The 12,081-nt window shown below is 36.9% G+C and carries 11 protein-coding genes; all 11 read left to right on the top strand.

Going from position 1 to position 12,081, the window contains the following annotated elements:
- Window positions 1–304: 304 nt before the first annotated feature.
- The 11 genes from nusB (at window position 305) to spoIVB (ending at window position 12,024) form a co-directional block, all read left to right on the top strand.
- The gene (gene nusB, locus D569_RS0106830) at window positions 305–685 is read left to right on the top strand and encodes a transcription antitermination factor NusB (protein WP_026287250.1); all 381 of its coding nucleotides are present in this window, start codon (window positions 305–307) and stop codon (window positions 683–685) included.
- A 12-nt stretch (window positions 686–697) separates the two neighbouring features.
- Entirely contained in the window at window positions 698–1,555 is an 858-nt protein-coding gene (gene folD, locus D569_RS0106825) for a bifunctional methylenetetrahydrofolate dehydrogenase/methenyltetrahydrofolate cyclohydrolase FolD (protein ID WP_018931664.1), read from the top strand.
- 190 nt (window positions 1,556–1,745) lie between these two features.
- Window positions 1,746–3,095, top strand: coding sequence for an exodeoxyribonuclease VII large subunit (xseA, locus tag D569_RS0106820; RefSeq protein ID WP_026287249.1), 1,350 nt, complete (start codon window positions 1,746–1,748; stop codon window positions 3,093–3,095).
- Window positions 3,092–3,328, top strand: a complete 237-nt coding sequence (xseB, locus tag D569_RS0106815; RefSeq protein WP_018931662.1) for an exodeoxyribonuclease VII small subunit — start codon at window positions 3,092–3,094, stop codon at window positions 3,326–3,328. Before xseA ends, xseB begins: the two co-directional genes overlap by 4 nt.
- The gene (locus D569_RS0106810) at window positions 3,329–4,213 is read left to right on the top strand and encodes a polyprenyl synthetase family protein (RefSeq protein ID WP_018931661.1); all 885 of its coding nucleotides are present in this window, start codon (window positions 3,329–3,331) and stop codon (window positions 4,211–4,213) included.
- Window positions 4,214–4,910: 697 nt separating this feature from the next.
- Window positions 4,911–5,489, top strand: a complete 579-nt coding sequence (locus D569_RS0106805) for a hypothetical protein (protein ID WP_018931660.1) — start codon at window positions 4,911–4,913, stop codon at window positions 5,487–5,489.
- Between the two features lie 35 nt (window positions 5,490–5,524).
- Window positions 5,525–7,423: a 1-deoxy-D-xylulose-5-phosphate synthase gene (dxs, locus tag D569_RS0106800; protein ID WP_018931659.1), complete on the top strand. Its 1,899-nt coding sequence runs from the start codon at window positions 5,525–5,527 to the stop codon at window positions 7,421–7,423.
- A gap of 6 nt (window positions 7,424–7,429) precedes the next feature.
- Entirely contained in the window at window positions 7,430–8,251 is an 822-nt protein-coding gene (locus D569_RS0106795) for a TlyA family RNA methyltransferase (RefSeq protein WP_018931658.1), read from the top strand.
- A 169-nt stretch (window positions 8,252–8,420) separates the two neighbouring features.
- Window positions 8,421–8,870, top strand: coding sequence for a transcriptional regulator AhrC/ArgR (gene ahrC, locus D569_RS0106790; RefSeq protein ID WP_018931657.1), 450 nt, complete (start codon window positions 8,421–8,423; stop codon window positions 8,868–8,870).
- Between the two features lie 12 nt (window positions 8,871–8,882).
- Window positions 8,883–10,598, top strand: coding sequence for a DNA repair protein RecN (gene recN, locus D569_RS0106785; RefSeq protein ID WP_018931656.1), 1,716 nt, complete (start codon window positions 8,883–8,885; stop codon window positions 10,596–10,598).
- A 139-nt stretch (window positions 10,599–10,737) separates the two neighbouring features.
- Window positions 10,738–12,024 carry a SpoIVB peptidase gene (gene spoIVB, locus D569_RS0106780; protein WP_018931655.1) on the top strand — a complete coding sequence of 429 codons (1,287 nt, stop codon included), beginning with the start codon at window positions 10,738–10,740 and terminating at the stop codon, window positions 12,022–12,024.
- Window positions 12,025–12,081: the final 57 nt, after the last annotated feature.

Genomic DNA, 12,081 nt, shown 5'->3' with positions numbered 1-12,081 from the left:
TCCACTTGGTGAAGTGCCTTTCTTCACCAAGTTAGCTGAAGCCGAGCCCACGGAAAGCGCAGTATTCTGCCGGAGCGTATGTGAGCACTCATCATCAATCAGAATGGAAGATGACCACACTTCACAAATTTTCATTACTTCGCAGTATGTATCTAGTATTTAATAAGAACTGGGGTAATGCTTGGTTTTTCTTAGTATCTTTATTTTCTGTCGAGGAAAGATAAGATTTAATGGCATTCCGATTGATAACATGATATCATTTGAAAGTGAAGAATATGACCGTGATAAGGAGAAGAATAAGTACATGAAACGAAGAACTGCGCGTGAGAAAGCATTACAAATTTTATTTTCATTGGATACTGAGGAATATGATTTGGCAACTACTATTGAACACACATTAGATGAGAACGAACACGATCCGTTTATATTAAATATGGTGCGCGGAGTTGCTGAAAACAAACAAGAGATTGATGAAAGAATCAAAGGTCATTTAGAGAAGTGGTCATTGGAAAGAGTAGCCCTAGTGGAAAGAACACTACTTCGTATGGCTGTATATGAATTATTTTATTTAAAAGATGCACCCGAAAGTGTGGTAATCAACGAAGCGATAGAAATTGCACATGTTTTCGGTGATGATAAATCAGGAAAGTTTATCAATGGTGTATTATCAAAAATGATAAAATAAGGGGGAGCTATTGTGTCAGCAGAAGTTATTTATGGCAGTGAGTTAGCACAATCTTTAAGAGATGAAATGAAGGATGAAGTAACAGGACTCCGTGATAAAGGGATTATTCCAGGATTAACCGTAGTTTTAATAGGTGATGATCCTGCTTCGAAATCATATGTAAGAGGTAAACAAAAAGCATCAGATTACGTTGGGGTTGATTCAGAATTAATTGAGTTACCAAAATCAACTACACAAGAAGAATTATTATCTCTTATTGATACATTAAATAAAAAAGATACGGTCCATGGAATCTTAGTGCAGTTACCACTACCTGCACACATAGATGAGGAAGTCATTATTGAAGCGATTTCGCCTGAGAAGGATGTAGACGGTTTTCATCCCATAAGTATTGGTCGTATGATGACCGGAAAAGATACATTCTATCCTTGTACACCTTATGGTATTATTCAAATGATGAAATCAAAAAATATTTCGTTAGAAGGAAAGCATGCAGTTGTCATTGGAAGAAGTAATATTGTAGGAAAACCAGTAGGACAATTGCTTTTAAGTGAAAATGCAACAGTTACCTATTGTCATTCCCGGACGAAAAATATGGAACAATACATAGCGTCTGCTGATATATTGATAGTGGCAGTGGGAAAAGCTCATTTTATCAATGGGGATCATATAAAAGAAGGTGCTATCGTGATCGATGTAGGTGTTAACAGAGTGGAAGATGGATCACTTACAGGAGATGTTGACTTTGATTCTGCCAAAGAAAAGGCTAGTTATATAACACCAGTTCCAAAAGGTGTTGGTCCAATGACGATAACAATGTTAATGCATAATACAATTAAATCCGCTAAAAAAGCGAACGGATTATTATAAGTGTTTATTTAAAAAGTTGCCAAGATAAAAGAAAAATGCGCGCTTATCAGGTGGTGGCGGCTTTTTGAACAACCTCTTTAAGAATTAACTTGTGAAACAGCTTCAGTTATTTTAATATGGAAATAAAAGGTCATTCTTATCATTAGAATGACCTTTTATTGCAAAAGAATTGATTAAAAGGGATGATGTTGTGGAAGATAAATATTTATCCGTGACTGCGCTAACAAAGTACATAAAAAAGAAATTTGACGTTGACAGACATCTTAATCATATTTGGTTAAGGGGTGAGATATCGAATTTTAAGCATCACTCTAGAGGTCATATGTATATGACTATTAAAGATGATCATACAAGTATTCGTGCCGTCATGTTTCATAGACAAAATCAAGATCTTTCTTTTCGACCAGAGAATGGAATGAAGGTTTTAATTACCGGCTATGTGAGTGTCTTTGAATCACAAGGCCAATATCAGTTATATATACAGGAATTACAACCCGATGGAATTGGTGCTCTTCATTTAGCTTTTGAACAATTAAAAGAAAAACTTTCAAAAGAAGGTCTATTTGATCCAATACATAAAAAGGCTTTACCAAAATATCCGCAGCATATTGCGGTATTGACTTCACCAACAGGGGCAGCTATCCGTGATATATTAACAACAATGGAAAGACGCTATCCGCTTGCCAACATTTTAATTATTCCTGTATTAGTGCAAGGAAAACAGTCAGCAACCTCTATCGTAAATGGGATCAAAAAAGCAAATCAGATCGATGAACTTGATTTGATGATAGTGGGTAGAGGTGGAGGTTCTTTAGAAGAATTATGGTCTTTTAATGAAGAAGACGTTGCTAGAGCAATCTTTCAATCTGAACTTCCGGTAATATCTGCTGTTGGTCACGAAACAGATGTAACCATTAGCGATATGGTGGCAGATTTACGTGCGCCGACTCCTACAGCAGCTGCTGAAATGGCTGTACCATCGCAATTAGAATTATTAGACAAGCTTAAGAAGATACGTCAGTTTTTGGAGAACAATACTCGAAATAAAATCGAGCGTTCCAGTGAAAAGTTGATTTCGATTGAAAGTTCATACGTGTTCAAGTATCCTAGACGATTAGTAGAAGAAAAAGAACAAAGGCTTGACAGGGCAGTGGATCAGTTGACGAAACAGTTACATCATACCGTTCAATCAAAAGAAGATTATTTTAAATATTTGAATCAACGTTATCAACGTCTCCATATTGATAAGCAACTGGAAAAACAAAACGAACAAGTACAACATTTGTTAAAACGTTTATATCGAGCTAGCAAACATCAGATGGATCAAAAGGAAAATCGTTTTAGTAAGCATTTAGCACAATTAGATCTTTTAAATCCAACTCGCATTATGAGTAGAGGTTATTCGATTACATACTCTGAGGAAAATGATATTATTCGCAGTGTTGAACAGGTGGAAAAGGATCATTCATTAACCATCCAATTGTCAGACGGTTTTGTAGAATGTCTAGCACAAGAAATTAGAAAGGGAGAGAATACATGAGTGAAACAAAGAAGGAATTATCATTTGAAGAAGCATTAGCCCAATTAGAATCGATTGTCAACAAGATGGAGGAAGGGGAAGTTCCGTTAGAAAAAGCAATGGAGTATTATGCAGAAGGTTCCAAACTATCGAAAATATGCCATGATAAGTTAGTAAATGCCGAGAAACAAATGAAAGAAATTTTACGTGAAGATAACGAACGTTCTAGCTTCGAAATCCAGGAGGAAAATTAAGTGGATCAATCATTGCAAAATTTATTAGATAAAGAACAGCAACAATTAAATAATGCTTTAACTTCTTATATTACAAGACTAGATATACCTGATCGATTAAGAGAATCTGTTCTATATTCCATTGAAGCGGGAGGAAAAAGGTTACGTCCGCTTTTGATGAAACTAACTTGTACAGGACTAGGTGGAGATCCGGAGAAGGTATATCCTGCTGCAGTAGCATTAGAAATGATTCACACGTATTCCTTGATACATGATGACCTCCCTGCGATGGATGATGATACGTATCGCAGGGGACAACTTACTAATCACAAAAAGTATGACGAAGCCACCGCTATCTTAGCAGGAGATGGCCTACTCACGAATAGTTTTCATGTCATTACAACTTCAAATTTATATACCGATCAAGAAAAAGTTAGCATCATTACCAAATTATCGAAAGCAAGCGGTTTAGAAGGAATGGTAGCAGGGCAATATTTGGATATGGAAGCAGAAAATCAGACTATATCGATTTCGAATTTAGAAAGAATCCATCATTTGAAAACTGGAAGGCTTATTTCATTTGCGGTAGAAATAGGTGGATTCTTAGCAGGCGTCTCACTAGATAAAATGGAAACACTAAAGAAATTTGGTGATTACCTTGGTATCATATTTCAAATTCAAGATGATATTTTAGATATCGAAGGTGATCAGGAAATAATCGGTAAACGCGTAGGCAGTGATGTTGATAATGAAAAAAGCACATATCCAAGCATAATGGGATTAGAAGGAGCGAAACAATATAAAACGAAATATGTTAAAGAAGCAGCAAGATGCTTGCAGAAAGTCGGATTAGAAAATACCGATCTGGCTTTGATAAGTAGCTATTTAAGTGAACGAAACCAGTAATAATATTGTGAAAAAACAAGAAACATGTTATATTTAAAGTAAGTCAATGGGATGGTGCAGTATTCTAGTCAATCCTCCGTTTCTGAAGGCGGGCCTAAAAATCCGCCAAAGGGCACATCGATGAAGTTCCTTGTGTCGGCTTGAGGCGCCCAGCCTTGGGTCGATGCTGGGAGTTAAGGTTGAAGGGCGATCCACAAAGGCATGTGGGCGACGACCCTTCTTCCGCGGAGGCCCATCTCTGTATTTTATTCTTAGCCAAGAATAAAGTATGGAATGGGGTATGAACCTATGTAATAAGGGTTGGGGAAACCCTTATTCGTAGCGTAGCCTGCCTTGAGTGGTGCGAAGGGGATTACAGGCAACAAAGTGTTCTTAACTGGATGGCCACTAGTTAAGGACATGTTTTTCTGTATGAAATTCGTACTGCAAAAGAGGCTAGGGAACGGTTAAGGGTTGTTGAGGAAATCTCCTAGACTGTTCCATAAGAGGACATTTAAAAGGGATTATAGTGCGGACTAAGTGGTAATCCAGTCTAGCGTTGGGTGACTGCGCTAAGACAGGTTTAAAGGGGAACCGCCAGAGTGGCAACACTCGGTACCTGTCTGGGAAAACCTACTGGACCTAAGCCGCAGTTTTTACCTTTTAAGTGACCATTCCATTCCTGCTACATAATGTAACCAGTTAACGGGGTTTTGATATGGATAAAAAACAATTACAAAAGTCGATAAAATTCAGTTTAAGCATTGCCGTTATCACGTTTGTGTTAGCGGCTATTTTTTCAATAGTGTCTTCTTCGATATTAAGTGGTGTAATGTCGATCATTGGTTTAGTGATCGTATTTATTATTGTATTTATCGGTGTGTTTTTTGATATGCTAGGGATAGCAGCAACTGCTGCAGATGAAGTTCCATTTCACGCAATGGCAGCAGAGAAGGTAAGCGGTTCCAAGCAAGCGATACAAATTGTCAGAAACGCTGATCGGTTTGCCAGCTTTTGTAATGATGTGATTGGAGACATTTCTGGTATAATAAGTGGGACAGCATCTGCAATTGTAGTATTGCAAATTTCGAATGGGTTTGGTTATGCGGAAGGTACCTCCTTTCATTTATCCATTAACGTCATTCTTACAAGCCTTGTAGCAGCTTTAACCGTTGGAGGAAAGGCGTTGGGGAAGTTCTTAGCCATTCACTCTTCAACCAACATTATTTTTATTGTTGGTAAAATAATTGCATTTTTAGAAGAAAAATTTAAAATAAAAGTATTGTCGAATAAATAAGGCGAATCTTGAATAATAGTAGGGAGGATTCCTTCATGGATCTAACCAGGATCAAAAATCCAACATTTCTTAAACAATTAAACACGGAAGAACTAGAGCTCTTAGCTGGTGAAATACGTCAGTTTCTGATTGAAAAATTATCGGTAACGGGCGGTCACTTAGGAGCTAATTTAGGTGTAGTAGAACTAACGCTTGCATTGCACAAACAATTTAATAGTCCTGAAGATAAATTAATCTTTGACGTCGGACATCAATCTTATATTCATAAAATGCTGACAGGACGTACAGAGCAATTTGATACCTTGAGACAGTATAAAGGACTTTGTGGTTTTCCTAAAATGACGGAAAGTGAACATGATGTTTGGGAAACAGGACACAGTTCAACATCTCTGTCTGCAGCCATGGGCATGGCGATTGCTCGTGATATGAAACAAGCTAATAATTATGTAGTTCCTATTATTGGCGATGGTGCTTTAACAGGTGGTATGGCGTTGGAAGCACTAAATCATATTGGTCACGAAAAGAAAAATATCACGGTTATACTCAATGATAATGAAATGTCCATCGCAGGCAATGTCGGGGCATTACATAATGCGTTGGGAAGAATGAGAAGTGCCGGTAAATATAATCGTGTTAAAGATGAGTTAGAAATCCTGCTAAAGAGAATTCCGGCAGTCGGTGGTATGATTGCTCAAACAGCGGAACGAGTGAAGGATAGTATGAAATATTTTATGGTTCCGGGTATGTTGTTTGAGGAATTTGGTTTTACCTATTTTGGCCCCGTGGACGGTCATGATTTTAAGGATTTAGAAGAAAATATTGCATATGCCAAGAAAACACAAGGCCCTGTACTTGTTCATGTAATCACGCAAAAAGGAAAAGGCTATTACCCTGCTGAATCTGATAAGAAAGATAAATGGCATGGGGTAGGTCCTTATAAAATCGATTCAGGTGAAAAAATTAAGCCTGCTAATTCGGCACCAGCTTGGAGCCAAGTTGTCAGTGATACATTAGAAAATATTGCTGGAAAAGATGAACGCCTTGCTGTAATCACACCAGCTATGATACTTGGGTCCAAACTGGATAAATTCCAGGAAAAATATCAAGATCGTTTATTTGACGTGGGAATTGCTGAACAACATGCCACCACATTATCTGCGGGTCTGGCAACACAAGGTATGAAACCTTTTCTGGCGATATATTCCACATTTTTACAAAGGGCATATGATCAATTAGTTCATGATGTTTGTCGGCAAAACTTGAACGTTGCTTTCGGAATTGATCGTGCGGGATTAGTAGGTGCTGATGGTGAAACACATCAAGGAGTTTTTGATATTGCTTTCTTGCGCCATTTACCTAACATGGTCATTATGATGCCGAAAGATGAAAATGAGTGCCAGCATATGGTAAACACTGCTATTTCTTATAATGAAGGACCTATTGCTGTACGGTTCCCAAGAGGAAATGGATTAGGTGTAGAAATGGATCAAGATTTAAAAACATTGCCGATTGGTCAATGGGAAGTATTAAAACAAGGAACCGATGCAGTTATTTTAACATTTGGTACTACCATTGCTATGTCTCTTGCTGCGAGTGAATTTTTGCAAAAGCAAGGTGTTCAAGTTGAAGTCATTAATGCAAGGTTCATTAAGCCGTTGGATGAACAAATATTGCATGACAGAATGCGTAAAAATATACCGATATTAACTGTGGAAGAAGCAGTACTTAAAGGTGGTTTTGGTTCTGCGATACTTGAATTTGCAGAAGAAAATAATTATCATCCGCAAATCAAAAGAATGGGCATCCCTGATCGATATATTGAGCACGGTAATGTCAAAGAATTACTGGAGGAAATCGACTTAACAAAAGAACAAATAGTTGTCGAACTAAAAAAGTTATTAGCCGTAAGTAATGATAAGCAAAAAAGGGCATGATGAATAATGAGTAAAAAAATTAGATTAGATCAATTAATAGTTGATCGCGGCTTAAGTGAATCCAGGGAGAAGGCAAAAAGAACGATCATGGCTGGCCTTGTCTTTTCTGAAGGGCAACGTATGGACAAACCTGGTACTAAGGTGAAAGATGATATCCCGATTGATATAAAAGGTAAGGCGATACCATATGTTGGACGTGGTGGATTAAAACTTGAAAAAGCGATTGAATATTTTTCGTTAAATTTAAACGATAAAGTAATGGTTGACGTAGGTTCGTCTACTGGTGGATTTACAGATTGTGCATTACAAAACGGAGTTAGATTGAGCTATGCAATTGATGTGGGCTACAACCAATTAGATTGGAAATTGCGAAATGATCCAAGAGTAGTTGTTATGGAAAGAACCAACTTTCGATACGTAACACCAGATATGCTTACGAAGGAGATACCTAATTTTGCTACAGTAGATGTTTCTTTCATATCTTTACGCTTAATTTTACCACCGCTCTTTCATTTGTTATCAGTAGACAGTCAGGCGGTAATCTTAATCAAGCCACAATTCGAAGCTGGAAGAGAACAAGTTGGGAAGAAAGGAATTGTGAGAGATCCGTCCATCCATTTACAAGTATTACAAAATATATTGACTTTTGCTAAAGAAACAGGGTTTCAAATTCTGGATGTTACATTTTCACCAATAACTGGAGGCGACGGCAACATCGAATATCTGGGCTTATTGGGGAAATCCAGAGACGAAACAAGCGAGGAAACCGACTTCTTGGCCTTAACAGAAAAAATAGTAGCAGAATCACACCAGGCATTAGATCATTAAATCCAATTGGACTACCTGTTAAAGTAGTCCATTTTATCACGGTGCTAAACGTCTGTAAGTCCCACTTCAAGCTTCAAGTAACACAAGGATAAGTTTAAGGGTAACAGACGCGAACTCCCTGATAAGTTTTGCTCACTTTATATGAACAAGTAAACCGGGAGGAAGAACCATGAACAAAGCTCAACGACATATTAAAATTCGTGAGATCATTACCGAAAATGAAATTGAAACACAAGATGATTTAGTTGAGGAACTTAGAAGTCAAGGCTATGGTATTACCCAAGCAACCATTTCACGAGATATTAAAGAATTGCACTTGGTGAAGGTACCTACTACAGATGGCAGGTATAAATATAGTTTACCGGCTGATCAAAAATTTAATCCTTTAAACAAATTAAAGAGATTTATTATGGATGCATTTATTAGTATTGATACAGCTACACATTTCATAGTCATGAAAACATTGCCAGGGAATGCACAGGCAATGGGAGCGTTAATTGATAATTTGGGTTGGGAAGAAATTGTCGGCTGTATTTGTGGTGATGATACGATTCTGATTATATGTAAGACAATAGAAGAAGCAGAAGCACTTAAGGAAAAGTTTTTAGATATGTTATAAGGTGGTGAGCATATGTTAGCCGAATTATCCATTAAAAATTTTGCTATTATTGATGAACTTCATATTCCATTTCAAAAAGGTCTAACGGTATTAACAGGAGAAACAGGTGCAGGGAAGTCGATTATTATCGATGCGGTAGGTTTGTTGATTGGTGGAAGGGGATCGGTTGAATATGTTCGTCACGGTGAAAAGAAGGCGGAATTAGAAGGTTTATTTATCATTGATGATACTAAGCACCCTGTTTATCAGAAGGCAAAGGAATTAGGAATAGATATAATGGAAGATCATATGCTAGTTCTTCACCGGACTATTTCCCATTCAGGTAAGAGTATTTGTCGCATTAATGGTAAACTTACAACTTTAGCCATATTAAAAGAAATTGGACAAACCGTCTTAGATATACATAGTCAACATGAAACACAAGCATTACTGAATCAGGATAAACACATCGAGTTATTGGATTATTTTTATCAGTCGAATCATTCCCGGTTTAAGAACCACTATCAAAAGTTATATCAGCATTGGAAAGAACTAAAATATAAATACGAAGCCAATAATAAAAATGAACAAGAGTTGGCTCAACGAATTGATTTATTAGAATTTCAATTAAATGAAATTCAAAATGCTGATCTACAACCAAACGAAGACATAGTGCTTACCGATGAACGCAATAAATTACATCATTTCGAAACGATCCATAAAAATTTAAACGATGCTTATAATGCATTACACGGTGAACAAAAAGGGTTGGACTGGTTGTCACATGCTGCTAATAACCTTGAAGAAGCTGGTGAACATAATAAAGACATTCAAAAATTGCAACAACAATATGTAGACCATTACTATTTGATTGAAGAAATATCTTATCAAATCAGACAACACCTTGAGAGTATGGATTATGAACCAGGCAGGTTAGAATTAATTGAATCAAGGTTGTATGAAATCGATCAATTGAAAAGAAAGTATGGTCAAAGTGTTGAAGAAATTATGACATATAGTGCCAAAATTGAGGAAGAATTAGATGAAATCAAAAATCGTGATCAGCATCTTGCCAATTTATCCGAAATGGTACAAGAAGCAGCAAATGATTTATTATTAGAAGCTAAAGAGTTGCATAACATTAGGAAGAAAGCTGCTAAACAATTGGAAAAAGCCGTTTTAATGGAACTAAAGGACCTCTATTTAGAGAAAACCAATTTCCAAGTGGACGTATTCATTCCTTCCAAAGAAAAAGGTGTTCCTTTTGAAGGGAAAAATGTTACACCGCATGAAGATGGAATTGACCAAGTAAGGTTTTTAATTTCAACCAATCCTGGAGAACCAGTTAAAGAATTGGATCGAATTGCCTCGGGTGGAGAAATGTCACGAATTATGTTAGCGCTCAAAAATATTTTTTCGAAGCATCAAGGAATTACAAGTGTCATTTTTGATGAAGTCGATACGGGAGTTAGTGGCCGTGTTGCCCAGGCGATGGCTGACAAGATTTATAATATATCAGTCGGATCACAAGTTCTTTGCATTACGCACCTGCCACAAGTAGCTTCCATAGCTGATACGCATTTAAAAATTGAAAAAGTTGTAAAGCAAAATCGAACACATACAACTATCCAAGAATTATCGTTTGATCAAAGAATTGATGAAATTGGCAAGATGATTACTGGTGCTGAATTAACAGAAACATCCAGAACACATGCAAAAGAATTAATTGAAATGAATCATAAAAGATAATAGTATCCCGGCAAAACATTTCTACAAGTGGAAAACTTCACCCGATTTTGTTATGTTTAACGGGTTTAAAAAGCCCTCCTTAAGGTCAAATTAATGATACAGATCAAAAACAGTCTGTACTTACAAGGAGGGCGATGTTGTGAAAAATGATTATGTAAGAAAAAGTATAGGATTAATACTCCTTGTCATATTATTTGTACTTCCATGGTATTCACCATTTCAAATATACCTTTCCATCCCAAACCAAATTAAAACCTTTTCTCAGCCAGAACCTGTTTCATTACCAACATTAGGTGATGATGTCTCGGTATCCGCGATGAATGGTGATTCCGTTCATTATGCTACAGATTTGATGAAGTATTCACTTGAGGAAAGTGGAAGTGATGAAGTCACCTACACAGTAGGTCAATTTCCAGTTAAAAAAGTAAAAGTCGATGTGTATGATGATTTTCGTATTATTCCTGGTGGTCAATCGATAGGAATCAATTTACAAACCGAGGGAGTTTTAGTTGTTGGTCACCATTTAGTTACAACTGATGACGGAACATCATCACCAGGAGAGGAAGCAAATATTCAAGTCGGTGACAGCATCATATCGATCAATGATAAATCCATTTCAAATATGGAGGAAGTAGCACCAATTGTTAAGGAAGCTGGAGAAAACAATAAATCATTAGATGTTGAGATTAAACGCGGACAGCAGACCATTGAAACTGATTTAACACCTCAATATGACATTAAAGAAGAAGATTATCGTATTGGTTTATATATTCGTGATTCAGCTGCTGGAATTGGCACGATGACTTTTTATGATCCAGCAACAGAAAAATACGGTGCTTTAGGCCATATTATTTCTGACATGGACACACGAAAACCAGTAGAAATCAATGATGGATCCATTGTCCGCTCGGAAATAACTGACATAAAAAAAGGGGAAAATGGGATTCCTGGAGAAAAGAAAGCAGATTTTAAATTTAATGATGTTCAATTAGGAAATATAACCAAAAATTCACCTTTCGGTATATTTGGTACATTAAAAGAGCCACCTAAAGAAGGCAAATGGTCAAAACCAATGCCGATAGCATTACCAAATGAAGTAGAGGAAGGGCCTGCCCAGATATTAACTGTAATTAACGGGGAAAAAGTGGAAGCATTTGATGTAGAGATTGTCAACAGTGTTGAGCAATCAGCACCTGCAACCAAAGGGCTCATATTAGAAATAACAGATCAGCGTTTATTGGATGCAACTGGTGGGATTGTCCAAGGAATGAGTGGTAGTCCTATTATTCAAAATGATAAAGTGGTTGGTGCTGTTACACATGTTTTTGTCAATGATCCGACTAGTGGCTATGGCGTACACATTGAATGGATGTTGAATGAAGCAGGAATAGATATTTACAAACAGGAAGAGAAAAAGGCAAGCTAATACTATAGTCCTCCCGTTTTCAAGAGGTTCAGAATAACTTGAAAAGCCCGTTTCATC

It is taken from the genome of Gracilibacillus lacisalsi DSM 19029, assembly GCF_000377765.1.
Lineage (GTDB): Bacteria > Bacillota > Bacilli > Bacillales > Amphibacillaceae > Gracilibacillus > Gracilibacillus lacisalsi.
This window is presented reverse-complemented; position numbering and strand designations above follow the sequence as displayed.

Excerpts from the sequence above, each read along its gene's own strand:
- nusB (WP_026287250.1), top strand. The coding sequence starts at position 305 with ATGAAACGAAGAACTGCGCGTGAGAAAGCATTACAAATTTTATTTTCA.
- xseB (WP_018931662.1), top strand. The coding sequence starts at position 3,092 with ATGAGTGAAACAAAGAAGGAATTATCATTTGAAGAAGCATTAGCCCAA.
- D569_RS0106805 (WP_018931660.1), top strand. The coding sequence starts at position 4,911 with ATGGATAAAAAACAATTACAAAAGTCGATAAAATTCAGTTTAAGCATT.
- dxs (WP_018931659.1), top strand. The coding sequence starts at position 5,525 with ATGGATCTAACCAGGATCAAAAATCCAACATTTCTTAAACAATTAAAC.
- D569_RS0106795 (WP_018931658.1), top strand. The coding sequence starts at position 7,430 with ATGAGTAAAAAAATTAGATTAGATCAATTAATAGTTGATCGCGGCTTA.
- ahrC (WP_018931657.1), top strand. The coding sequence starts at position 8,421 with ATGAACAAAGCTCAACGACATATTAAAATTCGTGAGATCATTACCGAA.
- recN (WP_018931656.1), top strand. The coding sequence starts at position 8,883 with ATGTTAGCCGAATTATCCATTAAAAATTTTGCTATTATTGATGAACTT.